Source organism: Beijerinckia sp. 28-YEA-48, assembly GCF_900104955.1.
Lineage (GTDB): Bacteria > Pseudomonadota > Alphaproteobacteria > Rhizobiales > Beijerinckiaceae > Terripilifer.
On record NZ_FNSI01000001.1, the window covers coordinates 1,502,624 to 1,526,087 of the forward strand.

The window sequence follows — 23,464 nt, forward strand, 5'->3', positions numbered from 1 at the left end:
CATGAATATGTCTTCTTCTTTCGCCGGACGGCAGATGTCGGCGCGCGCGGCGGATGGCTGCGAGCTGGTTTTCGATCTCATAGCATCCCCGGTGGCGGATGCGCCGCGTGTCGTCTTGATTCACGCGCTTGCCATGGGGGCGCGGCAATGGGACGAACTCGTGCGGGAACTGCGCGGCAGTTGCCACCTGCTGCTGATCGACTGTCGCGGCCATGGCCGATCCGAGAAACGCCCCGGCCCCTACACCAGCGATCTTTTCGCCGATGATCTCGCCGCCGTTCTCGATGCGGCGGGCTGGCCGTCTGCCATCATCGCGGGATGTTCGATGGGTGGCTGCGTGGCCCAGGCCTTCGGCCTGCGTCATCCCAGCCGCACCGACGGTCTTGTGCTGATTGACACCACCGCCTCCTACGGCCGCGAAGCCATGCCGAAATGGGCAGAACGGGCGCGCTTGGCCGCGCAAGATGGCATGGCGGCGCTGGTCGACTTCCAACTCGATCGCTGGTTCACCGACGCGTTTCGCATCAACCACGCAGACGCGGTCTCGCGCTGCCTCGATATCTTTCTGGCCAACGATCCCTCTTGTTACGGCGCCACCTGCGACATGCTGGCGAAGGCCGATCTGCGCGCTGAGATCGCCACCATCACCTGTCCGACAGCAGTGATCGTCGGCGAAGAGGATTACGCGACACCGATCGCCATGGCGCAGGATATCGCCACGCGCATTGCCGACGCGAAGCTCACCATCCTGCCGAAAGCCAGGCATTTCTCGCCGGTGGAGTGCCCACGCGCCATCGCCGATGAGGTGCTTTGGGTCATCCAACAACGTTGAGCGCCGTATTCTTGAGGGAGAACACCATGTTTATGGATCGCCGCCGCTTTTTGGTCGGGGCTACAGCGCTTGCGACCTCGGCGCTGTCGCCGTTGCGTGCCGCCGAACGCCGGATCTTTGACAGCCACTGTCACATCATCGATCACGCTTTCCCGATCATTCCCAACCAGGGCTATACGCCGCCGCATTTCCCGCTCGACGATTATCTGGCGCAGACGCGGCCGCTCGGCGTTGTCGCCGGCGCGATCGTCTCCGGCTCGTTCCATGGCTTCGATCAAAGCTATCTGAAGGCAACATTGCCGAAACTCGGCAAGTCCTGGGTCGGCGTCACTCAGGTGCCCAACGACATTCCCGATGCCGAGATCGCCCAGCTCGCCGACATCGGCGTGCGGGCGCTGCGCTTCAATATGTTCCGTGGCCGCATCGACAGTGTCGATGATCTGGTCGCGCTGGCGACGCGCGCGCATGCGGCCGGGCGCTGGCATGCGGAAATCTATGCGGATGCCGCAGCACTCAAGCCCCATGTCGATCGGCTGGCGAAACTGCCGCAAATCGTCATCGACCATCTCGGCATGACCGAAGCCGGATTGCCCGTCGTGCTCGACCTCGTCGCCGCCGGCGCGAAGATCAAGGCAACCGGATTTGGCCGGGTCAAAATGGATGTGCCGAAGGCGCTTGAGCGCATTGCCGCCAAAAATCCGGACGCGCTGGTCTTCGGCACCGATCTACCATCGACGCGGGCGGAACGCCCTTTCCAACCTGACGACATCACTTTGGTCGAGCGCGTGCTGGGCCCCGAGCTGGCTCAGAAAGCATTCTGGAGCAATGCGCTGGCGCTCTACCGCGTGCCCGCCCCCGCCGGCTGATCAGGTGAGACGAACGCGATAGCGGAACCGATCCGACCGGCCATAGGCGCGCCGCCAGTCCACCGGCGCGCCGTCGGCGGCAAAGGACGTGCGTTCGACGACAATCAGCGGATCGCCGGCTTCGACGTCGAGAAGGCGCGCTTTAGCGGCATCGGCTCGCCCTAGCGACAGTTCATCCTCGACCGAGGCGACCACCTGGCCGAAGACGCGCTCGTAGATCGGATAAAGGAGCGGCCCGATCTCCTGTTCATCCATGGTGATGAAACGATCGAACAGGGGATGCGGCAGATAAAGGTCTTCGCAGATAACGGGATTGCCGGCCCAGAGCCGCAGGCGCAGCACCCGCACGACTTTGGCGCCCTCAGTCAGGCGCAGGCCTTTGGCGACCTCGGGGGTGGCCGTCACCACCTCGCGTTCGAGCAGCCGACTTTCCGGCACCGTCCGGCCGCCGCCACTCGAGGCGTCTTCAAAATTGAACCAGCGAAACAGCGAGCCATCGAAGGACGGTCGGCGGACGAATGTGCCGACGCCTTGTTTGCGCTCAAGCAGGCCTTCGCGCACCAGATGCTCGATCGACTTGCGCATCGTGCTGGTCGAGACGCTGTAGGTCTTGGCCAGTTCCTGCTCGGAGGGAATGGCTTCGCCGGCCGCCCATTCGAGGGCAGCGATGCGGGAGGCCAGCGCATCGCGCAGGCGCGCATGCATGGGTAAACGGTCGTCGCTGGACGGCAGCACTCTCAACTCCGGCAAACCTTTGACCTGTGGTAGTGCATAGGACTGGAGCAAGACAAGCCGGCGTTGCAGAGCGCGGTTAAAGATGACCCGCTCAATCTAAACTAAAATATTAGTATATAGAATTATTATTCTGATTTTATTTGCATAAATAGACCTTTTCTGTATTGAGAAAGCAGTGCTGTTATCGGCTGGCGGCTCTGCCGAGACGCGCATGGAGCAGCCAGCGCGGCATGGACATACGCGCATTTGCTTGGCATGACGCTTACCGCTGACGACTGTCTTTGGGCGCGGTGGGACGTGACCTTCAACTGGAACGACCTCAGATATGTTCTGGCCGTGGCGCGCCAGGGCTCGACCTTGGCCGCCGCTTCGGTGCTTGGGGTCAATCAGACGACGGTGGCGCGTCGCATCGACATGCTGGAACAAGCGCTCGACATCCAGCTCTTCGAGCGGCGTCCCGAAGGATACCGGATCACCCAACAGGGGCAGGAAGCCCTGGCGGTCGCCGAGCGCATCGAACGGGAGGCGGCGGCGCTGGCCGATGGGGCGCGATCCTGGCGCCGGCAAATCTCCGGTGTTGTTCGGATCACGGCGACCGAACTGGTGGCGACCGAACTGCTCGCGCCGCTGATCGCGGAGCTACGCCAGCGCCATCCGCTCTTGCAGATTGAACTCATCGCCGACGACCGGCGATTTGATCTCACCCGTGGCGAGGCCGATGTGGCGGTGCGCGTCGGCCAGATCCCTGACGATCCAAGCATTGTCCGGCGCTGGCTCGGTCGTAGTGTCTGGTCGATCTATTGCAGCCAGTCCTATGCGCAGCACCACGGCACGCCACTCAACCTTGCCGAGCTCGACGAGCACCAAATCATCGGCGGTAGCGGTCAGCTCGACAAGCTCGCGCCGCTCTTGGCCTTGCGCGAAGCGGCTCCCCGCGCCGCCATCGCTGTGCGCTGCAATTCGGTCGCCAATCTCATTGCCGCCGTCCGCTCCGGGATCGGCATCGGTCCTCTGCCGGGCTGGGCCGATGGCGACGATCTCGTGCGTTGCCCCCTGCCCGAACTCGAAACCAGCGCCGACATCTGGCTGCTTTTCCCCGAGAGCCAGCGCAGCAGTCGGCATGTCCGCACCGTCGTCGATGCCTTGATCAGCCGGTTTGAAACGGTGCGGAGCCGGTTGGAAGGACGCTCTTGATCAGGCAGCGAGTGGAAAGCCGAGCTGACTTGCCTGTGCGCCGCCATCGCGGACGCCCCAGCGCCGCGCGATCAGACCATCGCGCATCTCGAACCATTCGATCGCAACCAGCCGATAGCTTTTGCCGGTGGGTTCACTGAAGCCCAGAAACGTGCCCGTCCAACGGCCGCTTTCGATATAGCGCACCGCCACCGTGTCGCCCTCGGCGACAATCGCCGCGATCTCCAGATGCATGTTCAGCCCGTGGTGGAGATCGCGCCAGACCGGCAGAGCCATCGCGATCGGGCCACCACCCGTTACGCCCTGTACGGTCGCATCCTCGGTGAAGAGGCGCTGCAGACTGTCGAAATCGCCGGCATTCAGGGCGGCGACATAGGCTTTGACCGTCGTAAGATTCGTGTTCGCGACATCCATGGCTTTCTCCTGGTCTATGGAGACGGCTGGATGGCGGTTTCGTCCGAAGACCTCAATCAGCGAGTTTGCGGCCTGCTTCTGCGGATTTGCAGACCTAAATGACCAACCAAGCGAATTTGCCTTCGGATCACGCGCCGATCGCCTTGACACCCATGGTGGCACAGAGGATATAGCGCCCATTCGGCCTCGGGCCGGGCGATTAGCTCAGCGGGAGAGCACTCCCTTCACACGGGAGGGGTCGCAGGTTCGATCCCTGCATCGCCCACCATTCATCTCATTGTTATTGCTTGGGATTGATGGTGGGCCCGCCAGAGCCTTGCGGGACGATTCAGCAGAACACCGTTGGAACTTGGAACGATTCGGCGGGAGGAATCCGGGAGGGATGTTCCGCGCTCGTTCTCGTAGATTCGTCCGCCTCGACGGAGGCGGGACGATGAGACGGCGATATCGTCTTGAGCCCTGCCAATTCGGCAAGCCTGAAATCAAATGCGCTCAGGCGGCGGAAGATTGCATCTACACCTGGGTGCAATGCCCGGCATGCCTGGCGGCTTCCTCGTCTCGATCCGCTACAGCCGTTTCTTCGCCGTCAGGAGGCCAAGGCCTTATCGAGTTTGGGGGCTTTGGAACTGGCGAACGCTGGGCGCGTTCTACCAACGGCCGGAAAACATTGGTCCACGCGGTGGATAGGCTGAGCCGGAAGTGATTGTCGCCGTCTTCGACAACGAAAATGCGAACCTATGTGAGAGTATCGAAGGCATTGATGCCCTCGTAAACGCTTAAATGGACGTATTGGAAGTGTTTTGCTGAGCTCAAGGGTCACAGACGCGTCCTACTTCTAAATCGTAGCACGCCAAACAAGGAGCGAAACTATGCGTTTAATTGCTGTTAGCTTTATTGTTGCGATCTCAACAGTTGCGATATCCTCTTCAGCATCCGCTCAGTCACGATCCCTGCGGGAAAAAGCGCTGTCGCAGTGCATCGCCTTCGTTCAGTCCAACTCGCCGCAGCCGGTCGATGCAGCGGACCCGCAACAGAATGCGCGGTTGAACATGTACAAGTCGTGCATGAAAAAACTCGGATATCGTCCGTAGGATAGCGACGTAGCCGGTAAGAACAGGGCTGCGTACAAGCGTAGCCCTGGCGATCGTGCTCGCGCTCCGCTCATGGTCGCCTTTGCCAACGGCTTCATGTTCGCTGCCGGCGCCCTTTTAGATATCTCCATTTGCAGTCATCCTTGGTCGGCGTTGAACCTTAGCGAAAATTTCCTTATCTCGACGGGATCGCTCGATATTCCGCCCGATGATGAAGCCGAGGCGCAATGCGATGGTGTCGCATGACGCACATCCGGGTTATCTCTTGATGAGCTGAACTCGGGGGCGAGCATGCGTGCCAGAAATCTGCCAACTATCGATGCCGGCTATTGGGTCGCCATTGTCGCGGCCAGCATGTGCGGCACGAATGCCGGCGATTTGGCCGCCGGCCCCCTCGGATTGGGGCATGTGCGTGGGATATTACCGATCGGCATTGTTTTTCTCGCCATCCTTTGGGCCGAGAAAGCGCTGAGCTGGACCACGGTGGCGTTCTATTGGTTGGCCATTATCGTGCTGCGGACAATGGCGACCAATATCGCCGATTTCGCTACCCACGATCTAAAGCTGTCGTATCCGATTTTCACCGCTTTGCTGATCGTGCTGATGGCTTTGCTGCTCTGGGCTGAGCGGTTTCGAAACATCGCCGCCAATGACAATCGCGGTGTCGGACTGCCTGCCACCGACTGGAACTATTGGATCGTCATGCTCACGGCCGGCGTGCTGGGAACCGCGCTCGGCGATTGGCTCGTGGAAGATACGGGCCTCGGTGTCTATTGGGGCTCGCTTGTTGGCCTGCCCCTCTTCGCCGCCGCCGTCTGGATGGCTTACCGCTTCGGTTTGACCAAATATTGGTACTGGTTCGCCATCGCCATATGCCGGACGTGGGGAACAGCACTGGGCGACATGCTGGTTGTCGCCTTCCGCTCAATGACGTCGCGACCAACCGCGCTCTGGGTCAGTACGGCCCTAACCGCCGGCTTGCTCGCCTGCGTCATCTATTTCTGGACCCAGAGAAATCGCACGGAGCAAGAAGCGCCGGCCGCGCCTTAACGGCGTTCGACCGACGCTGAGGTCTCAGTTCGAAAACCGCAGCCCGGCCACCGCATCCCAGAGCTGATCGAAGCGGGAAATCACCACATCGGGCCTAAAAGTCTCGATCGGCTGGTCGGTATAGCCGAAATCCACTGCCACGACGGGCATGCCCGCCGCCTGGGCAGTGTGAATATCGGTTTTCGAATCGCCGATCATGACCGCATGGGCTGGATTGCCGCCGGCCCGCTCGATCGTCGCGCGCAGCACGCGGGGATCGGGCTTCATCACCGCCTTGCCGTCGATATAGATCGTGTCCTGGCCGCAGATTGCCTTGAAACGATCGGTGATATCAAGCGCCTTCAGCAGCTTCAGCGAAGCCCGCTCGACCTTGTTGGTGCAGACGGCGAAGATCCAGCCGGCCGCCTCGAAGAGGTCGAGCGCCCCGATCAAGCCGGGAAACAGATGCGATTCCTGGGCGATGCGCTTTTCGTAAACGGTGAGGTAATCGGCAAACAACTTCTCCAGCCGCTCCGGATCGAGCTTGCCGCCGCCGGACGCAGCAAAGCCATGCTGAAGCAGGACCCGGCCGCCGGCGCCGACCATTTCGCGGCCGGCCTTGAGGCTGACGGGCGCCATGCCTTCGCGCTCCAGAATGGTGTTGAGCGCGCCGATCAGGTCACCGGCGGTTTCCGCCAGGGTGCCGTCGAGGTCGAAGACGAGGATGGGGGGCTTGGAGGGAGATTTTGACATACCTGCCGCCTACCACACGGCCTCCCTCAACGAAACGTGCATAAAGCCGCGCTCGAAATCGGGCGCGTTTTCGGCCAATCGCGGTAAAATTGCCGAAACGATTCGTCGCGGCTGTCTTCTGGCCGCCAGCAGCCGTCCGGGATGTTCCAATGGCCAGTTTTAAGCGATTTTCTGCGGTTTTGACCGGTATCGGGCTGTTTGGAGCACTCGCTTTGCCCGCCATCGCCGGCAATTACCAGTTCATGGCCTCCCCCGCGACCGGCCTTAACTTGATGTATCGGCTCGACAAACTGACCGGAGAAATCGGCGCCTGCCAATATGGCCTGAAGGAAGGCACCATCGGCACCACCTTGTGCTACCGCTCGGGCGAGGGCGCCAGCGCACAGCCTCCCTCCGAATATGAGCTCGCCGCCTCTCATCACGAGGGCGAGGCCGGCATTTTCCGGGTCGATCTGCGCAACGGCACCATGTCGATCTGCTATCTGCTGAACGACGCCATCGTCTGCACGCCGCCCGGCAAATAAGTCGATCCCCGACAAGCTGGGTTAGGCAGTCAGGGTTGGGGTTGACCTGGCCTCCCCGAGTCCATAACGACCGGGCCTACAAGTTTGTTTGTTTCCAAGGTCGTTATTGAGGTCGCCCGCCCCGTGTCTTCCCTCGACAAAGCCAAACGCCTTGCTGCCGAACGCGCCGCGGAATTCGTCCGCGATGGCATGCGATTGGGTCTCGGCACCGGCTCGACCGCCGCCCATTTCGTCGATTGCATTGGCGAGAAGGTGGCGCAGGGGATGACATTCACCTGCGTGCCGACATCAGAGGCGACGCGTCGCCAGGCCGAGCGGCTGGGCATTACGCTATCGACCCTCGATGAGACACCGCAGCTCGATCTCACCGTCGATGGCGCCGACGAGTTCGATCCGCAATTGCGTTTGATCAAGGGCGGTGGCGGCGCATTGCTGCGTGAGAAGATCGTCGCCTTCGCCTCGCAACGCATGATCGTGATTACCGACAACACCAAGAAGGTCGCGACGCTGGGACGTTTCCCGCTGCCCGTCGAAGTGGTGCCGTTCGGTTTGGAAGCAACCCGACGGGCGCTCACCACCCTGCTCGCAGACATGGGCCTGAAGGGCACGATCAGCCTGCGCACAGGCGCCGACGGCCATGTTTTCGTCACCGACGGAGCCCACAGCATTCTCGATTGCGCTTTAGGCGCTATTCCCGACCCGGAACGCCTGGCCCAAGAACTGAAGACCATCCCAGGTGTTGTCGAACACGGACTGTTTTTGGGGCTCGCTGATGCGGTGATCGTGGCGGGCGAATCCGGACTGGAAATCATCGGAAATCCGGGGTCCTGACAGCAACGACCCCTTGCTGGAGTGAAACAACGTGAAATCGATCCGCTCTTCCCTGTTTGCCGTCGCCCTGCTCTCGACTGCTCTGGTGCCCTTCGTTGCGCAAGCGCAGCAGCCGGCACCAGCTCCTGTCGCGCCCGAGACCGACAGCTATTCGCCGAGCCATCTCGCGCTGGCGCGCCAGGTCGTGCTGACGTCGGGCATCGCCAACACCTTCGACCTGGTCTATCCGCAGCTCGCCGACCAGACCGTCGGCATCGTGACGCGTACGCGCCCGGAATTGCGTGCCGACCTCATCGCCGTCCTGAAGCAGCTGCAGCCGGAATTCGAAGGTCGCAAGGAAGAGATCATCAAGGCGACGACCAATGCCTTCGCTGGCGCCATGAGCGAGAAGGATCTCAAGCCGGTCGCCGATTTCTTCGCCTCGGAGTCGGGCAAGGCCTATGTCGCCATGCAGCCGAAGGTCATCAACCAGATGGTCGTGGCGATGGACGCGTGGAATCGCCAGCTGTCGACCGACATCATGGTGCGCGTGCGCGAAGAGATGAAGAAGAAGGGTCATCAGCTCTAACAAATTGCGTTTCCATTGAAACGCAATTTTGTCCTTGGGCTTTTTGTTTTGACGCGTGGCATTTGACTCTCCGTCAAACTGCAAAACGCTATTGAGAGGCGCGCCCCGTGGCCCAGTTCGACGTCGATCTTTTCGTCATAGGTGCTGGCTCCGGCGGCGTGCGTGCTTCGCGCATCGCCGGCGGCCATGGCGCCAAAGTGATGGTGGCGGAAGAATTCCGCATTGGCGGCACCTGCGTCATCCGCGGCTGCATCCCCAAGAAGCTCTATGCCTACGCCAGCCGCTTCGTCGATGATTTCGAGGATGCTGCCGGCTACGGCTGGAGCTTTCCCGAAAAGCCGACCTTCGACTGGACCAAGCTGGTTGCGGCCAAGGAGCGCGAGATCACGCGCCTGTCGGGCCTCTATCTGAAAGGCGTTGAAGGCGTCGGCGGCACCATCGTGCAGAGCCGCGCCGAGATCGAGGACGAACACACGGTTCGTCTGCTGAACGACGGCCGCAAGATCACGGCCAAATATATTCTGGTGGCGACCGGCGGCGGACCGTCCTTCGTGCCCGAAATCCCCGGCATGGTCCATGCGATTTCCTCCAACGAGGTGTTCGACCTGAAACGCCTGCCGGCGAGCATGCTGATCGTCGGTGGCGGTTACATCGCCGTCGAATTTGCCAGCGTGTTTGCGCGGCTCGGCACCAAGATCACGCAGGTGATGCGCGCCGATAACGTGCTGCGTGGCTTTGACGACGACATGCGCGTTGGTCTGCGCGACGGCCTGCACCATGCCGGTATCGAGACTCGCTTTGGCATCCTGCCGACGAAGATCGAGAAACAGGCCAGCGGCAGTTTGACCGTGACGTTCAGCGATGGCTCGACCAGCGATTTCGAACAGGTGTTGATCGCCACCGGCCGCCATCCTCATACTAACGGCCTCGGGCTCGATAAGGCCGGCGTGCTCCTCGACAGGGACGGCGCGGTCAAGGTCGACGCCTATTCGCGCACCAATGTCCCGTCGATCTATGCGGTGGGCGATGTCACCAACCGCATCAATCTGACGCCGGTTGCCGTGCGCGAGGGCCACGCCTTCGCCGATACGGTGTTTGGCGGCAAGGATGTAAAGGTCGATCACAGCGATGTCGCCAGCGCGGTCTTCTCGACGCCGGAGATCGGCACTGTCGGCCTGACCGAGACGCAGGCGCGCGAGACCTTCGATGTGGTCGATATCTATCGAGCCGCGTTCCGGCCGCTGAAAGCCACTCTCTCTGGGCGCACCGAACGCATGGTGATGAAGATCGTCGTCGACGGCAAAAGCGACCGCATCCTCGGCGTCCATATCCTCGGCCATGACGCTGGCGAGATGGCGCAGCTGCTCGGCATCGCCGTCAAGATGCGCGCCACCAAGGCCGACTTCGACGCCACCATGGCGGTGCATCCGACAGCAGCGGAAGAATTGGTGACCATGCGCACCCGCACGGCACGCTATGAAAAATAACGGGCGCACAGCGCCCGAACAAATAGATGGCGCATAAGCGCCGAATGGGAGGCAAGCGCTTGGCCAAGATCACGCGCATAGAGGCGATCCATGTGCGCATTGCGCTACCGCGTGATTTTCGCGGCAGCATCTACAGCGTGCCGGAGAAGAATGCGATCATCACCCGCATCCATACCGATCATGGACCGATGGGCGAAGCGATCAACGGCGAAGGCAATGCGGAGGCTCATGCCGCTGCCGTGCGCGTGATCGAGAATGATCTGACGCCGCGCCTGATCGGCGAGGATGTTTCGAACATCGAGGCGCTCTGGACGAAGATGTGGGCGGCGACGCATGTCTCCAACCGCGACCGCCGGCCGGAAGTGCGCGCCATCGCCTGTATCGATTCCGCCCTATGGGACATCAAGGGCAAGGAAGCCGGCATGCCGCTCTACAAATTGTGGGGTGGCGCGCGCGACCGCCTGCCGATCATCGCCATTGGCGGCCAGTACCATGACGATTACAGCGCCGCGGATTACGGCAAGGAGGTCGCCTTCTATCGCGACTTCGGCCTGGCCGGCTGCAAATTCAAGGTCGGCGGCAAGACGGCACAGGAGGACGCTGAACGCACCAAGGCCGCGCGCGCCGCCGTCGGTGACGATTTCGTCCTCTGCGTCGATGCCAATCGCGGCTGGGATCTGGCGACCGCCCTCGCCTTCTGCAAACTGGTCGACGGCCTCGGCCTGCGCTGGTTCGAAGAACCCTGCCATTGGCATGACGACAAGCGCACCATGGCGCGCATGCGCCAGACATGCGGCCTACCGATCTGCGCCGGTCAGTCGGAAATCACCGCGGAAGCCTGTCGCGACCTGATACTGACGGGCGCCATCGACGTCTGTAATCTCGACGCAAGCTGGGGCGGCGGGCCGACGGCTTGGCTGCGCGTGGCGCATATGGCCGCCTGCTTCGGGATTGAGATGGGCCACCATGGCGAACCGGTGGTCGGCTCCCATCTTCTTGCCGCTGTTTCGAACGGGACCTATGTCGAAACGCATCATCCAGATCGCGACCCGGTTTTCCATAAAATGGTTGGTGGCCGTGGTGTTATCGCCAATGGTTTCTACGAGTTACCGCAAGGTCCCGGCTGGGGCGTCACGCTCGATACGGACATGATCGCGAAATATCGAACAAGTTGAGCCATGCGCGATCTAATCGTAGATCGACATGAAACATCTGCTAAGCTTCTGTTTAAAGATGTCTTTTTTGTGTTCTGTGTTCAAAATGAAACACTGCAACATCCGCCCTGATGATAGATTGTCACAGGTAGTTTTACTACCGACTCTATGGGGGGCTATTTGATGAAGCATCCAGCGCTGATTGCCGCTGCTTTGGCAGCATCTATGAGTTCTGTTTTTGCGGCGGATCTGCCGGTAAGAGGGCCCGCGCCCGCACCTATTTTCGTTCAAGCCTTTAGCTGGAGCGGCTTCTATGTCGGCGCCAGCATCGGTTACGGCTGGGGCCAGTCGAAGACCAGGACAGCTCTTGATCCGACCAGCAGCTGGGCGATCGAGGCTCCGGCGTTCCAAGCTGGCTGGGCCGGGCTGAGCAATGGCACGACCAATCCATCCGGCGTGCTCGGTGGCGTACAGGCCGGCTACAACTACCAGATGAATTCGATCGTCCTGGGTCTTGAGGCCGACATCAACCTCTCCGGCATGAAGGGCAATTCCACCACGTTCGGAGCGCCCACCCCACCGGGACCGCCCACCTATACGTGGATGCGCAGCGCCAAGAACGATTGGTTTCTGACGCTACGTCCGCGCATCGGCGTCACCTTTGATCGCACGCTCATCTTTGTCACCGGTGGTCTTGCCGTTGGCGACATCAAGGGCGACTGGAGCGTGCTGGGCAGCAACGGCTACAGCAAGGCCGGATCGATCAATAAGACCAAGGCTGGTTGGACGATCGGCGGTGGCGTCGAACAGGCCATCAACCAGAACTGGAGCATCAAGCTCGAGTATCTGTATACAGATCTTGGCCGCGTCGATTATGCCTCGTTCTACCGGGCGGGCAGCACGTTCGCGCCTCCTGGCTTTAACTATCGGGAACTACTGTCCCAGGATCTCAAGTTCCATACGGTTCGTGTGGGTGTGAATTACCGCTTCGGCGGCCCAGCCGGCGCAGTCGTCGCCAAATACTGAAATCGCTTCAGAGTTCTTTTCAATCGGATCGCCGCGCAGCCACAAGCTGCGCGGCTTTTTCATTCTGCCGCGCCTTGCTCTAAGATGGCGACAACAAAAAGCTAGGGAGAGCGACCATGATCGACAGGCGCGCACTTTTGACCGCCGGCGCGGCAACGAGCTTGCTGCGCTACACGCCGGCATCCGCGCAGCCCGCTGACTGGGCGCAGATTGAACGCGCGGCGAAGGCGGAGCGCGAAGTCGTCGTCTACAACACCGGTGTCGGACTGCATCGCGACGTCGCCGGCGCCTTCGAGGCGCGCACTGGCATCAAGGTGAACTTTCTCGACATGCACGCCAGCGAATTGCGCGAGCGCGTCCGCATCGAACAATCAGCTGGCCGTTTCGTCACCGACATCTGCCTGAACGGCAGCACCGGCTCAATCGTCATGGATCAGCTCGGCCAGTTCCAGCCCCATGGCGGCCTGCCGAACGAGGCCAATCTGCTCGACGCCTTTCGCGACAACGGTACGCGCATTTCGATCTTCCAGAATATCTTCGGCTTCATGATCAACACCCGGCTCGTGCCCCTGAGCGAGGAGCCGAAGAGTTTCGCCGATCTCTTGCATCCCCGCTTCAAGGGCAAAATCCTCGCTGATGATCCGCGCGCCTCGGGCGAAGGCTATGCGACCTTCGCCGTGACCTACGACAAACTCGGCGTGGGCTTTCAGCAGCAGCTCGCCAAACAGGAGCTCGTCTTCACGCGCAATCTGCTTGAAGGCGCGCAGCGGGTGGCCCGGGGCGAATATGCGGTCTATTTCCCGCAGAAATTCTCCGATTATCTCTTGCTCAAGCCCCTGCCGGTAAAATTCATCTGGCCAACGGAGGGCTCGCCTTATCAGACCTTCATGCTGGCCATGGCCCGCAACGCGCCCCATCCCAATGCGGCGCGACTGCTGATGAACTTCTTCCTCGATCCCGCGGGCCAGGCATTCTACGCCCGTTCAGGCCGTGGCGTCACCGTGCGCGGAGCGCTCGATGACGTGCCAGCCGAAATCCGCGACGCCTTGAGCGCCAAACTGCTTGGCACCGCTGATGCCGCGCGCGAAGCTGAGTTCCTGAAGCTCGCGAAGGATATCTACGGCGCCTGATCGTCACTGGCCAATCGATTTTCAGTCTGCTCACCTCGCGGCAGATTGACAGACAATCTGACCGCTGTATCCTTTTTCAACACTCATGATCCACGTCCTGCCACCGCATGCGAGGCAAAGATATGACGAAGGCAGCAGCGGTCCGCCAAGCGGCGCGAGACAATCGTTGGGTCGGCAGCACACGCGGCGCGGCCCCTGGTCAAGTGCAATGCAACGTGGTGATCCTGCCAGGGTCCGAAGCGCCGGATTTTCTGGCTTGGTGTGAACGCAACCGCGCCGTTACACCTATCTTGGCGCGCTCCGTGGCAGGTGATCCCGCCTTGCCGACGCTTGGCGAGGACATCGATATACGCAGTGATCTGCCGGCTTATCGGGTTTTCGAGGACGGTGTTGATCGCGGCGAAGTCGCCGACATCAAGGCGCTCTGGCAAGACGATTGGCAGGCCTTCGCCTTCGGTTGCTCATTTTCGCTTGAAGACGCTTTACGTGCCGAGGGCATTCCCCTGGCCTATGAGGAACGTGGCTTCGGCGGCGCCATCTATGTCACCGATGTTCAGAGCGAGGCATATGGCGGCTACGGCGGGCCGCTGGTTGTCTCGATGCGCCCCATCCATCGTTCATTCACACGTCGGGCCGTTGAGGTTAGCCAAGCCTATCCGCAATTACACGGCGCGCCGGTGCATGTCGGCACGCCGGAGACGATCGGCATCGATCTCTCCCGTCCGCTCGAGGCGCTGGGCACGCTGAGCCTACTGCCTGATGAAGAGCCGATGTTCTGGGCCTGCGGCGTCACCACCCAGTTTGCAATCCAGAACGCCAAGCCGCGCATCGCCGTGACCCATGTTTCAAGCCGCATGCTGGTCACGGATCTCGCCATAGCGGCCCTGGCGCGAGCGCCGCTTGGCGCTGACGCCTAGAGCAAAATCACGTTTCCGTAGAAACGTGATTTCGCTTAGATCCTCCTATTTGAATGCGTCTTCATGGCGCTCGACGATGCCGTCGAGCTGTGAAACGCTATAGGCCCGATGCGCGCTAAGCGCTGCGGAACCAATCCGTGATCTCGCTGCCGGTCGCCATCCAGACGCCTTCATGGCGGGCAATGTGTGCCAATGCCCGGTCAAGATGGCGAGCGCGGAACGGATGCCCGATCAGGAACGGATGCAAGGCCAGCGACAGCAAGCGCGGGCGATGCGCACCCTCCTCATAGAGCTGGTCGAACTGATCGGCGACGATGTCGTAGAAATTGCCGCCGCTGCGCCCTTGCTGCAGGAAGATCGGAATGTCGCCAACCTCAAGCGTATAGGGCAGCGATAGGATCGAACCGGCGCGGGTGCGCATCTCATAGGGCAATTCGTCGTTGGCCCAATCCATCACGTAATCGATCTTCTGTTCGGCGAGGAGATCGAGCGTGTGGTCTGTCTCGGTCAGCGCCGGGCCGAGCCAGCCACGAGGCCGTTTGCCCGCTGCCTGGGCGATGCGATCGATGACACTGGCGATAATCGGCCGCTCCGCCTCTTCCGGCATGCCGGTGAACAGCATGGAATTGGACGGGCCATGGGCCACCCATTCCCAACCAAGCTTGCTGCCCTCTTCAACGATGCGTGGATATTCGTCGCAGACTTCCGCATTGAGCGCCGCCGTCGCCTTGATCTTATATTTGGCGAGGATTTCCATCATCCGCCAGATGCCAACCCGCGCTCCATAATCGCGCCAGGCGTGATTGAGGACGTCGGGCGTCAGGCCCGTGGTCATCGGCGTCATCGCCATGCCGGGCTTGCCCCAGTGGAAATGCTCGATGTTGGGCGTGATCCAGACACCGACGCGGGCGCCGCCCGGCAATTTGCGCACAGGGCGATCAATGATCGGCGAATAATCGAAGCGGTTGTGATGTGTCATCTACAATGGTCCTGAGATTCAAGCGACTTTCGGACGTGGCGGCGGAAACAGCTGCGTCGCGGTTTCATCGAACGCGGCGATGACGCGATAGGGGCAGCTCTTCGCCGCCTTCAACAGCTCCTCGTCGCTGTTCTTTGGAATGTCCGCGAGAACCACTTTCCCTTCGTCATCGAGCGTAAACGTTTCCGGCGCCCAATGGGTGCAGCGCTTGTAGCCTTGGCATTTGGCGCGATTGATTTCGACTGTGATCGTCATCTCATCTCCCTCAAATCAGAAATTGCAGCAGGGGAATTTCCTGCCCGCTGTTGATAAGAAAAACCGTCTTGCGAAGAATGCGAAAGCCGTCCCCCTCCGGGCGCAACCTGTGCACGCTCTGACCGATCCAGACTTGCTGCTCCGCCGTTCGCGCGATGCCCAGCATGAAATTGGAGCGCACCTCAATCCCGTCGCTACCAGTGTCTACTTCGATATTGGAGACGATGCGGCGCATCGCGCCTTTCTGGCCCTCGACGGCAAGCACCGATCCGCTTTTCAACCGGTCAAGCCGCTGTACCAGGCGCGTGTAATCATCGCGGATGATGGCGACGTGTAGTCCGGTCCCCGTGTCGTTGTGGTCGATGGGAACATGATAGACGCCATGCTCGTCCCAGAGCCTCAGCCATTCATCATAACGCATATCATCCATCAGCCGGGCTTCGCGATAGACAAAAGCCTCAATATCCGAACGGCTCATACCCCCTCTCCCATCAACGAAATATAGTGTCTCCAGAAGCCGCGCAGATGGGTCTCATCCATCGTCATGCCGGAGCGGCCGCCATCGGGCATGTCCCGTTCGCGATGCAGGCCACGGCCGATAAATAGCCAGTCATCGCCTTTTGCTTGCAGGCCGATCTGATTGCGCTCCATGATTTCGATATCGTCGGGCGAGACAAATCCAGCGGCGCCGAACATGAATTCATGGTCTGACAAGCGCTGTTGATTGATTTCGTCCGGTGCGCCGTCGAGCATCGCGGGAAAGTAGGAACAGGAGGTGCGATCGACACTGATGGGTTGGACGACGCGGATATGGGTCATCAGATAAAGCAGATTTGGAAACACGAAGATCAGCGGCGCCATTGTGCTCTGCAATTGCGCGGCCTTTTCCTCGCCGTAGCGCTCTCGCATGGCTTTGGTATAGGCGACGCGCGCGGGTGACGGTTCTTTCTTCGAGGGCTTGAATGGCGCCCCGCGATAATCCTCCACCATATGGCCGCCCGGCAGCGAGCGGATCACATCGGGAATTTCCTCGGCGGCTAGGGTCGAAACGTCGAGACCGGAGCGACGCGCGAACAGATCGAAGGCGATCTTGTGAATGAAGGGCCCGTGATAATCGCCCTCCAGGGAATTCTCCGGCATATATTTCCAATTGCCGCGATAGGCAACTTTCTGCACGCCGGCGTTGAGTGAGATCGACCCCTGCGGCGACAGGCTCATGAAGAGATCGATGAACTCTTTCGCCGCTCCGAGATGTTCGTCCAAGCTCTGGCCTTCGCTAGCGACGCTGGCGAAGACGAGGCCGCGATAGCTCTCCTGACGCGCTAATGGCGTCAGACCGAAGTCGCCCTTGCTGAGATTATAGTCGTAGCCTTCGTCGAAGGTCGGCTCGAGCATTTCGCCCGTATTGGCATAAGACCAACCATGATAGGGACAGACAAACCTGTCGACGCGCCCCTTCGGCGTCAGGCACAGCATGTTGCCGCGATGACGACAGCGGTTGTAGAAGACGCGGACCTGATCATCCTCGCCGCGCACCATCATCACGGGCTGCAGACCGATCTGCCGGCGCACATAATCGCCGCGATTGGGCACTTCGCTTTCGTGACCGACATAGACCCACACTTTGTACCAGATGTTTTCGAGCTCGCGCTGAAAGATCTGCGGATCGCGATAGACGCTGCCGTGGACACCAGCCTCGCGCGGGAACGGGCGATCATCGGTGCGATCGGCGAGAGAGTCAGAAGATGGACACATGACGAGCTCCAAAATGCATCTGCATCGATTTCAAGGATAGGCGAACGCTGATGTCGACGCTATAATCGTCAGACAATTTTAAGGGGGACATGATGTTCACAATGAATAGCCGCCGCATCGTTATCATTGGTGGCGGAATGGGAATTGGCCTTGCGGCCGCGGACATTCTGACGCGCCTTGGCGCGCAGATCTTTGTTGGCGATATCGATGCGTCTTCGCCTCATCGTCTTCCTCCCAAAACGCATTTCAATGTCACGGATGCGCAGAGCGCCGACAGTGTCCAAGACACGTTCGCCAAGGCGGAAGCAGCGCTTGGCGCTATCGACGGGGTTTTCACCACGATCGGTGGCGCGGCCCTCGGCCCCTTCGCCGACACGACGCTTGAAGGCTGGAACAAGGAAGTTCTGTTCAATCTCGGCAGCGCCTATCTCGTCGGCCACACGGCCCTGCCCTATCTGGCGCGCGCCGGCGGTGGTTCGCTGGTGGTGACGAGCAGCGGCTACGCGCTGCTGGCTGGCACTGACCGCGTGGCTTATTCGGCGGCCAAGGCCGGCGTGATCTCGCTGTCGCGTTCGCTGGCGGCGATCGCCGCGCCCCAGCATATCCGCGTCAACTGCATCGCGCCGGGCCCAACCGACACGCCACGTTTCCGCGACATGAATGGCGGCGATGAAGGGGTTGCTCGGGTCCGCGCTCAAATGCCTCTAGGCTCCATCCCAACACCGGCTGATTGTGCCAATCTCGCGGTGTTCCTCCTCTCGGATGCCGCCGCGCAAATCACCGGCCAGACGATCCATGTGAACGGCGGTCTGTTGACGCCGTAAGCAAACCCGCCGGTTCGCGCCGCTATTTCAGGCGCGCGCCGGCCTCCTCGATCAACGAGAGATCGACATATTTCGACGCGTCGAGCGGGGAACGGATGAAGCGAAACTCGTGCAGCATGTCGACACCACGCTGGATGGACGCAACGTCGGGCTTCAAATTCGGGTCGCGATAGAAATCACCCTTGGTGAAAGCCCAGCTTAGCCGCTTCGGATCCATCTTGTTGAACTTGGCGGCGATCTCGACAGCGGCCTCGTGATTGGCCGGATCCAGATACCAACGCGTCGCCGTCAGCACGTCCTCGAAAAAATCCACCAGAGCTGGGCGGTTCTTTTTGATCCACGCCTCCCGGCCGGCCAGGAAGGTCATATCAATCGGACCGACGGCTTCGCGCTGAGTGAACAGGGTGCGCGAATTCTCTTTCAGCTCTGGGTCCTCGGAGAACGGTTTCACCGCCATGATGAGGTCGGCCTTCTTGCTCAACAGCATGGCTTTCATCATTGGATATTCGTTCTCGACGACCACATAGTCACGCTGCGCTTCCAGCCCGTGCTTACGCAGCATGACCCGCATGAAGATATCGCTGCCGGAGCCCACCGCCGGCACGGCAATCACTTTCCCCTTCAGATCTTCGATCTTCTGGATATTGCTGTCTTTGCGCACCGAGAAGAGATTGCTGTTGTAGTCATCGACGCCGTCGCGGAATTCATCGATGACGACGCGCAGATCGGTCATGCCGCCATTGAGAACTGCAGCCGGCACCTGGGTGAAAGTCAGGTTCGCCAATTCCAGCTCACCCGCGGCCAAGGCGGTCAAAGCCACCGAACTGCCGGGATAACGCACCGCTTCCAACACGTAACTTTTGCCAAGATGTTTGGCGAGGCCGGGCTGGCTGAAGAGGATCGGCGTCAATTGGCCTGGTGTGGCAACCCATCCGGCGCGGATGCGGAGCGGTTCAGCGCTGGCCGCTCCGACAAGTGCGAACGAAACAAACACCGCGCCGATTGCCCGTATCTTCGAGACCCATCCCGCCATTCGCCGCTCCTGTCGCGATCGTTGATTTCATGAATTGTAAGACAATCTGACTCGTGACGCAACAGCCTGCTCGCTGACACAACAGGCAGAGATAAGCTTAGCAGCGCATAAAATTGCACCGATGTGGCTTCCCTTTGAGCAAGGCTCGAAGAGAAAGTGCGTGATGATTACGCTTGCCCTTCGGCGTGCCAGCGCAACAGCCGACGGCGGAGCATCGCCGCGCCCTTCACCAGAACGAAGCCAACGACCGCGACAGCAACGATGCCGGCGAATGTTTCAGGTGAATCCGCATTGCGCGAGGATTCCAGCATCGCGCCGCCAAGGCCGCGACCGCCGGTCAGCATTTCAGTGGCGATTTCGACAACGATGGCGATCGGCAAAGCCACTTGCAGGCCAGTCATGATCGCGGGAAAGGCAGCGGGTAGGATCACATCCCATAATATCCGCCGCTCGCTCGCGCCCATATTGCGCGCCGACCAGATGAGCTGTCGATCGACGCCCCTGATGCCTACGAGCGTGGCGGCGATCACCGGCAAAATCGCATCGACCACCACCATGAAAATCTTCGAGGCATCGAACACGCCGAGCCAAAGCACGAAGATCGGCAGAAAGGCGATCTTGGGCATGGGAAAGATGACCGAAATAATCGGATCGAGGAACCAGTGCACGATACGGCTGGCGTGCATACCGAGCCCAATGGCGACACCGAGCACCGCCGCGATCGCGAAGCCCGCCAGAGCGCGGTAGATGGTGAAGGCGGTGTTTTCGAACAGAATGCCGCTCATGGCATTGTCGGCGAGGCGCTCCAGAACCGAGGAGAAGGTCGGCAGCAGAAAGCGCGAAACCTGCCCCGATTGGGCGAACACTTCCCAAAGCCCGAGAACCAGGAGGACGGACAGCAGCCGAACCGCCGGCCATTTGAAGCGGCGCAGTCGCTCAAACGTCACTTTGCGTGCCGGAAAGAAGGCCGGCCCCGCAGGGGCCTCGATCACTCTCGCCAACGGAGCATCCTCGCTGAGAACAGTTGAAAGCCGCGATCGGCGATAAAGCCGAGAAGAGCCACGGTGAAAACGGTGGCGAACATGGCGTTGTAGACGCCGCCTGATCCAAGAAAGCCGATGAGATAACCAAGGCCGCTGCGCGACGCGATCAATTCCGAGGTCACGAGCAGGATGAAGGACAGCGCCAATGCGGTGCGGATGCCGCCGAGAATTTCTGGCATGGCGCTCGGCAACAGCACATCGCGCAAAACGCCGAACCAGGACGCGCCCATGCTGCGCGCCGACCAGATGAGCACTTTCTCCGTACCGCGCGCACCATTATAGGCGCCCATGATCACCGGCAGCATGGCGCCGAGAAAAATGAGCAGTATTTTCGAACCATCACCGAAGCCAAGCCAGATGGCGGTAACAGGGATCAAGGCGGTCTTGGGCAGAGGATAGAGGATCTCTACCCACGGTCCGATAATGGCGTCGACCCAACGCGAGGCCGCGAGCGCTAAACCCAAAACCGTGCCGATGGAAATCGCCAACAACAGGCCGATGACGACGCGATACAGTGAGGGACCCAGATTGGCGAGAAGATCGCCCTCGCGCACCAGATCGAGCCAGGCCCTCGCCACCGAGGACACGGGTGGCAGCACATCGGCTACGAGCAACCCGGAGCGGGCGACAAGCTCCCACAAGAGAACGAGGATCAGAAGCGGCGCATAGCGCAGCGCCGTGGTCGTCATGCGCGCTGCTCCCGAGCAATCCCGTCGGCGATCACCGCTTCCTCGCGGATCAGGTTCCACAGATGATCGACCTTTTCGACGAAAGGCCGCGATTTGAGGATCGCCGGGTCTTCTTTGTCGAAGTCGGTGGCGACAATGCTCTTCACCCTGCCCGGCCGCGCCGAAATGACGACGACGCGCTGCGACAGCAGCACCGCTTCCGCTACATCGTGCGTGACGAAGATCACCGTTTTGCGCCGTTTGTTCCAGATCGACAGCAATTCACGCTGCATCAGGCTGCGGGTCTGGGAGTCCAGCGCGCCGAACGGCTCGTCCATCAAAAGGATGTCGGGATCGAACGCCAGCGTGCGGGCGATGGCGGCGCGCTGGCGCATGCCGCCAGACAATTGCGAAGGAAAGGCGTCCTCAAATCCCTTGAGGCCGACCATTTCGATGAAGTCTTGGGCGCGCGCCTGACGTTCCGCTTTGTTGAGATTCATCCGCTCAAGGCCGTAGAGCACGTTCTGGCGCACGGTCTTCCAGGGAAACAAAGCGAAGTGCTGAAAGACAATCCCACGATCCGGCCCCGGCCGCGTCACCGGCTTGCCGTCAACAGTGATCTGTCCGCTTTCGATCGGCAGAAAACCACCCAGCAGATAAAGCAAAGTGGACTTGCCACAGCCAGATGGTCCGAGCAGCGAGACGAATTCGTGTCGCCCGATGTCGAGCGACACGTCGTTCAGCGCCAGCACCGACTTACCGGCGTTGGAACGGTAATGATGGGTGATGCCGTCGATGCGGATCTGTACATCGGCGGGCGACGTTTCCGCCGGCCTATCCTCAGCGTCCAGACCGATCATTGTCCCAGGCTCCATTCCAAAGAAAACGCAGGCATCTGTTTAGTCTCGTTCAAAATTGTAAGACAATTATTTGAACGAGGCAAACGAGGATGTGTTGTGACGATGCTTCTTTACGCGGCAACAACTTGGGCGCGCGTCAGCGTCACCCGCCTCAAACAAAGGCAAAGCGCGGCGGTGACGAGCGCGAAGAGTGCCAATACATACAATGCACCGCCGACATTGCCGGTCTTTTCCAGGCCATAGGCCAAGGCCAGGGGCGCGACCACACCACCAAGGGAGCCGACACTGTTGACGAAAGCGAAGCCGCCGACCGCCGCTTCGCCGCCGAGCAGATCGCCCGTATAGGCCCAGAACACGCCGAACATCGACCAGATGCCGAGAATGGCGACACAGATGCCGATGAAGCGCAGAATGGGATCGGTGGCCCAACCGGCATAGGCAAAGCCGACGGTGGCCAGCAAGGCGCAGACAACCAGATGCCATTTACGGTCGCCGCTCCGGTCCGAATTGCGGCCCGTCCATATCCCGCCAAGACCGCTGATGAAGAAGGCAAGCGAGATGAGCAGGCTGATCTGGATATTGGTCAAGGTCGGGAAAATGCCCTTCACGATCTGCGGCAGCCACAGCACGGTGCCAAAATTGCAGCAGACCAGGAAGAAACAGGTGGCAGCCGCCATGAGAACGCGCGGATCGAAGAAACCGGCCATCATCGAGGTGGCGCCCTCGGTTCTCTTCTCTTGCTCTTCCTGCGCCAAGGTCGCCGCAAGCGCCCGTTTCTGGGTATCATCGAGCCAGGAGCTGTCGGCGATGCGGTTGGGCAGCAGGAAATAGCACAGGGCGCCGAAAACGACCGTCACCAAGCCTTGGATCAGGAACATGGCTTGCCAGCCTTTCAGGTCACCGAGGCTGATCTGCATCATCGTCGTGGTCAGGGGAGCGCCGACCGCATAGGCAATCGCCGTCGTCATCAGCAGCGTCGCGTAAGCCTTGCCGCGTTGGCGCGCTGGCAGCCATTGACCGAGATAGAGCAGAAGGCCGGGCAGAAGCCCCGCCTCGGCTACACCGAGCAGAAAGCGCAGCACATAGAGCGACGTCGCCCCTTGCACGAAGACCATGGCGGCGACCACCAATCCCCAGGTGACCATGATCCGCGTCAGCCACAGGCGCGCGCCGAAGCGTTCGAGCATGAAGTTGCTGGGGATTTCGAAAGCCAGATAGCCGATGAAGAAGATGCCGGCGGCCGTTCCATATTGGCTCGGCGACAACATTAGATCTCTGTTCATATCGAGCGCGGCGAAACTGATGTTGGTACGATCGAGCAGGCTGAAGAAGAACATCAACATCGAGACCGGCAGCAAACGCCACATCACTTTGCGGACGGTCGTATTTTCGAGAGTTGTCATGAAAGCCTCCCTGCGCTCGCAGCGACATCCCGGTGACGCGTTGTTACGACGCGCGCCATTGCAGGATGAATTCAGTGTCTACGATTGTTAGAC

At 60.5% G+C, this 23,464-nt stretch carries 27 protein-coding genes and 1 tRNA gene; 16 read left to right on the top strand and 12 right to left on the bottom strand.

Annotation, left to right across the window (positions count from 1 at the left end; genetic code table 11):
• Position 1: 1 nt before the first annotated feature.
• Positions 2-832, top strand: a complete 831-nt coding sequence (locus BLW50_RS07060; protein WP_090699503.1) for an alpha/beta fold hydrolase — start codon at positions 2-4, stop codon at positions 830-832.
• A 26-nt stretch (positions 833-858) separates the two neighbouring features.
• On the top strand, positions 859-1,698 hold the full coding sequence (locus BLW50_RS07065) for an amidohydrolase family protein (RefSeq protein WP_210186048.1): 840 nt from the start codon (positions 859-861) through the stop codon (positions 1,696-1,698).
• On the opposite strand, the gene BLW50_RS07070 is transcribed toward BLW50_RS07065, so the two are convergent.
• On the bottom strand, positions 1,699-2,433 hold the full coding sequence (locus tag BLW50_RS07070; protein WP_090699506.1) for a GntR family transcriptional regulator: 735 nt from the start codon (positions 2,431-2,433) through the stop codon (positions 1,699-1,701).
• A 255-nt stretch (positions 2,434-2,688) separates the two neighbouring features.
• Here BLW50_RS07070 and BLW50_RS07075 point away from each other — a divergent pair, with 255 nt between their 5' ends.
• Entirely contained in the window at positions 2,689-3,627 is a 939-nt protein-coding gene (locus BLW50_RS07075; RefSeq protein ID WP_090699508.1) for a LysR family transcriptional regulator, read from the top strand.
• Here BLW50_RS07075 and BLW50_RS07080 read toward each other — a convergent pair whose 3' ends face one another.
• The gene (locus BLW50_RS07080; protein WP_090699512.1) at positions 3,628-4,041 is read right to left on the bottom strand and encodes an ester cyclase; all 414 of its coding nucleotides are present in this window, start codon (positions 4,039-4,041) and stop codon (positions 3,628-3,630) included.
• Between the two features lie 193 nt (positions 4,042-4,234).
• Between BLW50_RS07080 and BLW50_RS07085 the strand changes: the two genes are divergently transcribed.
• From BLW50_RS07085 to BLW50_RS07090, 4 genes are all read left to right on the top strand, one after another.
• Positions 4,235-4,309: transfer RNA gene (locus BLW50_RS07085), tRNA-Val, on the top strand.
• A gap of 601 nt (positions 4,310-4,910) precedes the next feature.
• On the top strand, positions 4,911-5,132 hold the full coding sequence (locus tag BLW50_RS30260) for a hypothetical protein (RefSeq protein WP_139267506.1): 222 nt from the start codon (positions 4,911-4,913) through the stop codon (positions 5,130-5,132).
• Positions 5,133-5,204: 72 nt separating this feature from the next.
• Positions 5,205-5,378 (top strand): hypothetical protein, encoded by a 174-nt coding sequence (locus BLW50_RS30625; RefSeq protein WP_170850027.1) that lies wholly within the window; start codon positions 5,205-5,207, stop codon positions 5,376-5,378.
• 45 nt (positions 5,379-5,423) lie between these two features.
• A complete protein-coding gene (locus BLW50_RS07090; RefSeq protein WP_090699515.1) occupies positions 5,424-6,182 on the top strand; it encodes a COG4705 family protein in 759 nt (252 codons plus the stop codon).
• Positions 6,183-6,206: 24 nt separating this feature from the next.
• Here BLW50_RS07090 and BLW50_RS07095 read toward each other — a convergent pair whose 3' ends face one another.
• Positions 6,207-6,914: an HAD-IA family hydrolase gene (locus BLW50_RS07095; RefSeq protein WP_090699519.1), complete on the bottom strand. Its 708-nt coding sequence runs from the start codon at positions 6,912-6,914 to the stop codon at positions 6,207-6,209.
• 149 nt (positions 6,915-7,063) lie between these two features.
• Between BLW50_RS07095 and BLW50_RS07100 the strand changes: the two genes are divergently transcribed.
• The 8 genes from BLW50_RS07100 to BLW50_RS07135 all read left to right on the top strand — a co-directional run bounded on the left by BLW50_RS07100 (position 7,064) and on the right by BLW50_RS07135 (position 14,551).
• The gene (locus BLW50_RS07100) at positions 7,064-7,438 is read left to right on the top strand and encodes a hypothetical protein (RefSeq protein ID WP_090708815.1); all 375 of its coding nucleotides are present in this window, start codon (positions 7,064-7,066) and stop codon (positions 7,436-7,438) included.
• 123 nt (positions 7,439-7,561) lie between these two features.
• Entirely contained in the window at positions 7,562-8,269 is a 708-nt protein-coding gene (gene rpiA / locus BLW50_RS07105) for a ribose-5-phosphate isomerase RpiA (RefSeq protein WP_090699523.1), read from the top strand.
• Positions 8,270-8,300: 31 nt separating this feature from the next.
• Positions 8,301-8,837 carry a DUF2059 domain-containing protein gene (locus tag BLW50_RS07110; RefSeq protein ID WP_090699525.1) on the top strand — a complete coding sequence of 179 codons (537 nt, stop codon included), beginning with the start codon at positions 8,301-8,303 and terminating at the stop codon, positions 8,835-8,837.
• A gap of 107 nt (positions 8,838-8,944) precedes the next feature.
• Positions 8,945-10,324 (top strand): glutathione-disulfide reductase, encoded by a 1,380-nt coding sequence (gor, locus tag BLW50_RS07115; protein WP_090699528.1) that lies wholly within the window; start codon positions 8,945-8,947, stop codon positions 10,322-10,324.
• A gap of 59 nt (positions 10,325-10,383) precedes the next feature.
• Entirely contained in the window at positions 10,384-11,499 is a 1,116-nt protein-coding gene (locus BLW50_RS07120; protein ID WP_170850028.1) for a mandelate racemase/muconate lactonizing enzyme family protein, read from the top strand.
• Positions 11,500-11,661: 162 nt separating this feature from the next.
• Positions 11,662-12,504, top strand: coding sequence for an outer membrane protein (locus tag BLW50_RS07125; RefSeq protein ID WP_090708817.1), 843 nt, complete (start codon positions 11,662-11,664; stop codon positions 12,502-12,504).
• A gap of 116 nt (positions 12,505-12,620) precedes the next feature.
• A complete protein-coding gene (locus BLW50_RS07130) occupies positions 12,621-13,634 on the top strand; it encodes an ABC transporter substrate-binding protein (RefSeq protein ID WP_090699533.1) in 1,014 nt (337 codons plus the stop codon).
• 122 nt (positions 13,635-13,756) lie between these two features.
• Positions 13,757-14,551 (top strand): D-glutamate cyclase family protein, encoded by a 795-nt coding sequence (locus BLW50_RS07135; RefSeq protein ID WP_170850029.1) that lies wholly within the window; start codon positions 13,757-13,759, stop codon positions 14,549-14,551.
• A gap of 115 nt (positions 14,552-14,666) precedes the next feature.
• Here the strand turns inward: BLW50_RS07135 and BLW50_RS07140 are convergent, their stop codons facing one another.
• Genes BLW50_RS07140 through BLW50_RS07155 form a run of 4 tightly spaced genes read right to left on the bottom strand, consistent with a single transcriptional unit; the run spans position 14,667 to position 17,540 of the window.
• Complete coding sequence (locus BLW50_RS07140; protein ID WP_090699539.1) at positions 14,667-15,530, bottom strand: polysaccharide deacetylase family protein; 864 nt, start codon at positions 15,528-15,530, stop codon at positions 14,667-14,669.
• Positions 15,531-15,548: 18 nt separating this feature from the next.
• On the bottom strand, positions 15,549-15,785 hold the full coding sequence (locus tag BLW50_RS07145; protein ID WP_090699542.1) for a ferredoxin: 237 nt from the start codon (positions 15,783-15,785) through the stop codon (positions 15,549-15,551).
• 10 nt (positions 15,786-15,795) lie between these two features.
• On the bottom strand, positions 15,796-16,263 hold the full coding sequence (locus tag BLW50_RS07150) for an aromatic-ring-hydroxylating dioxygenase subunit beta (RefSeq protein ID WP_090699546.1): 468 nt from the start codon (positions 16,261-16,263) through the stop codon (positions 15,796-15,798).
• Positions 16,260-17,540 (bottom strand): aromatic ring-hydroxylating oxygenase subunit alpha, encoded by a 1,281-nt coding sequence (locus BLW50_RS07155; protein WP_090699550.1) that lies wholly within the window; start codon positions 17,538-17,540, stop codon positions 16,260-16,262. Before BLW50_RS07155 ends, BLW50_RS07150 begins: the two co-directional genes overlap by 4 nt.
• Before the next feature lie 92 nt (positions 17,541-17,632).
• Here BLW50_RS07155 and BLW50_RS07160 point away from each other — a divergent pair, with 92 nt between their 5' ends.
• On the top strand, positions 17,633-18,364 hold the full coding sequence (locus BLW50_RS07160) for an SDR family NAD(P)-dependent oxidoreductase (RefSeq protein WP_170850030.1): 732 nt from the start codon (positions 17,633-17,635) through the stop codon (positions 18,362-18,364).
• Positions 18,365-18,386: 22 nt separating this feature from the next.
• Here the strand turns inward: BLW50_RS07160 and BLW50_RS07165 are convergent, their stop codons facing one another.
• The 5 genes from BLW50_RS07165 to BLW50_RS07185 all read right to left on the bottom strand — a co-directional run bounded on the left by BLW50_RS07165 (position 18,387) and on the right by BLW50_RS07185 (position 23,371).
• Complete coding sequence (locus BLW50_RS07165; RefSeq protein ID WP_090699556.1) at positions 18,387-19,397, bottom strand: ABC transporter substrate-binding protein; 1,011 nt, start codon at positions 19,395-19,397, stop codon at positions 18,387-18,389.
• A gap of 167 nt (positions 19,398-19,564) precedes the next feature.
• Positions 19,565-20,389, bottom strand: coding sequence for an ABC transporter permease (locus BLW50_RS07170; protein WP_090699560.1), 825 nt, complete (start codon positions 20,387-20,389; stop codon positions 19,565-19,567).
• On the bottom strand, positions 20,386-21,129 hold the full coding sequence (locus BLW50_RS07175; RefSeq protein WP_090699563.1) for an ABC transporter permease: 744 nt from the start codon (positions 21,127-21,129) through the stop codon (positions 20,386-20,388). The genes BLW50_RS07170 and BLW50_RS07175 overlap by 4 nt, the downstream gene beginning before the upstream one ends.
• Positions 21,126-21,968, bottom strand: coding sequence for an ABC transporter ATP-binding protein (locus tag BLW50_RS07180; RefSeq protein WP_090699565.1), 843 nt, complete (start codon positions 21,966-21,968; stop codon positions 21,126-21,128). The genes BLW50_RS07175 and BLW50_RS07180 overlap by 4 nt, the downstream gene beginning before the upstream one ends.
• Before the next feature lie 110 nt (positions 21,969-22,078).
• Positions 22,079-23,371 carry an MFS transporter gene (locus BLW50_RS07185; protein WP_090699568.1) on the bottom strand — a complete coding sequence of 431 codons (1,293 nt, stop codon included), beginning with the start codon at positions 23,369-23,371 and terminating at the stop codon, positions 22,079-22,081.
• Positions 23,372-23,464: the final 93 nt, after the last annotated feature.

What these genes read in the sequence shown, in the direction of transcription:
- BLW50_RS07060 (WP_090699503.1), top strand. Translation starts at nt 2, where the DNA reads ATGAATATGTCTTCTTCTTTCGCCGGACGGCAGATGTCGGCGCGCGCG.
- BLW50_RS07065 (WP_210186048.1), top strand. Translation starts at nt 859, where the DNA reads ATGTTTATGGATCGCCGCCGCTTTTTGGTCGGGGCTACAGCGCTTGCG.
- BLW50_RS07075 (WP_090699508.1), top strand. Translation starts at nt 2,689, where the DNA reads ATGACGCTTACCGCTGACGACTGTCTTTGGGCGCGGTGGGACGTGACC.
- BLW50_RS07080 (WP_090699512.1), bottom strand. Translation starts at nt 4,041, where the DNA reads ATGGATGTCGCGAACACGAATCTTACGACGGTCAAAGCCTATGTCGCC.
- BLW50_RS30260 (WP_139267506.1), top strand. Translation starts at nt 4,911, where the DNA reads ATGCGTTTAATTGCTGTTAGCTTTATTGTTGCGATCTCAACAGTTGCG.
- BLW50_RS30625 (WP_170850027.1), top strand. Translation starts at nt 5,205, where the DNA reads ATGGTCGCCTTTGCCAACGGCTTCATGTTCGCTGCCGGCGCCCTTTTA.
- BLW50_RS07090 (WP_090699515.1), top strand. Translation starts at nt 5,424, where the DNA reads ATGCGTGCCAGAAATCTGCCAACTATCGATGCCGGCTATTGGGTCGCC.
- BLW50_RS07095 (WP_090699519.1), bottom strand. Translation starts at nt 6,914, where the DNA reads ATGTCAAAATCTCCCTCCAAGCCCCCCATCCTCGTCTTCGACCTCGAC.
- BLW50_RS07100 (WP_090708815.1), top strand. Translation starts at nt 7,064, where the DNA reads ATGGCCAGTTTTAAGCGATTTTCTGCGGTTTTGACCGGTATCGGGCTG.
- BLW50_RS07125 (WP_090708817.1), top strand. Translation starts at nt 11,662, where the DNA reads ATGAAGCATCCAGCGCTGATTGCCGCTGCTTTGGCAGCATCTATGAGT.
- BLW50_RS07130 (WP_090699533.1), top strand. Translation starts at nt 12,621, where the DNA reads ATGATCGACAGGCGCGCACTTTTGACCGCCGGCGCGGCAACGAGCTTG.
- BLW50_RS07135 (WP_170850029.1), top strand. Translation starts at nt 13,757, where the DNA reads ATGACGAAGGCAGCAGCGGTCCGCCAAGCGGCGCGAGACAATCGTTGG.
- BLW50_RS07140 (WP_090699539.1), bottom strand. Translation starts at nt 15,530, where the DNA reads ATGACACATCACAACCGCTTCGATTATTCGCCGATCATTGATCGCCCT.
- BLW50_RS07145 (WP_090699542.1), bottom strand. Translation starts at nt 15,785, where the DNA reads ATGACGATCACAGTCGAAATCAATCGCGCCAAATGCCAAGGCTACAAG.
- BLW50_RS07150 (WP_090699546.1), bottom strand. Translation starts at nt 16,263, where the DNA reads ATGAGCCGTTCGGATATTGAGGCTTTTGTCTATCGCGAAGCCCGGCTG.
- BLW50_RS07155 (WP_090699550.1), bottom strand. Translation starts at nt 17,540, where the DNA reads ATGTGTCCATCTTCTGACTCTCTCGCCGATCGCACCGATGATCGCCCG.
- BLW50_RS07160 (WP_170850030.1), top strand. Translation starts at nt 17,633, where the DNA reads ATGTTCACAATGAATAGCCGCCGCATCGTTATCATTGGTGGCGGAATG.
- BLW50_RS07165 (WP_090699556.1), bottom strand. Translation starts at nt 19,397, where the DNA reads ATGGCGGGATGGGTCTCGAAGATACGGGCAATCGGCGCGGTGTTTGTT.
- BLW50_RS07175 (WP_090699563.1), bottom strand. Translation starts at nt 21,129, where the DNA reads ATGACGACCACGGCGCTGCGCTATGCGCCGCTTCTGATCCTCGTTCTC.
- BLW50_RS07180 (WP_090699565.1), bottom strand. Translation starts at nt 21,968, where the DNA reads ATGATCGGTCTGGACGCTGAGGATAGGCCGGCGGAAACGTCGCCCGCC.
- BLW50_RS07185 (WP_090699568.1), bottom strand. Translation starts at nt 23,371, where the DNA reads ATGACAACTCTCGAAAATACGACCGTCCGCAAAGTGATGTGGCGTTTG.